This window comes from Mesorhizobium sp. M7A.F.Ca.CA.001.04.2.1 (assembly GCF_003998485.1).
Lineage (GTDB): Bacteria > Pseudomonadota > Alphaproteobacteria > Rhizobiales > Rhizobiaceae > Mesorhizobium > Mesorhizobium ciceri.
On the sequence record NZ_RZQT01000313.1, the window covers coordinates 1 to 397 of the forward strand.

At 66.2% G+C, this 397-nt stretch carries 1 protein-coding gene; it reads right to left on the minus strand.

Annotated elements, in window-relative coordinates; genetic code table 11:
- Positions 1-397: chloride channel protein (locus tag EN955_RS34690; RefSeq protein ID WP_164769981.1), on the minus strand; the 397-nt coding region annotated here is incomplete at both ends.

Sequence of the window (397 nt, forward strand, 5' to 3'; positions counted from 1 at the left end):
CACCAGGATGGCCGACATGATCGAGGCGGCCAGCACGACGCCGGTCAGCGTCAGGTCGCGGGTCGATTCCAGCGCCAGGAAGGTCATCGTCAGCGGACCGCCGACGACACCGACGGCGAGCGACGTCATGCCGACGACGGCGGCGACGGCAGGGTCGATGCCGGTTGCCGGAGAAATAACAAGCATCACATCCGCGAACGCCTTGCCGAGCAGCGCACCGAGGAACAGCGAGGCAAAGAACAGTCCGCCGCGAAAACCCGAGCCCAGCGAGACCGCCGACGCCGCCAGCTTGAGCACGAAGACGCTGGCCACCACGGCCAACCCGTAATTCATCGAGAATTCGCGATGCAGCGCGCCATGGCCGCTGGACAGAACCTGCGGCGTGATCAGCCCCAAC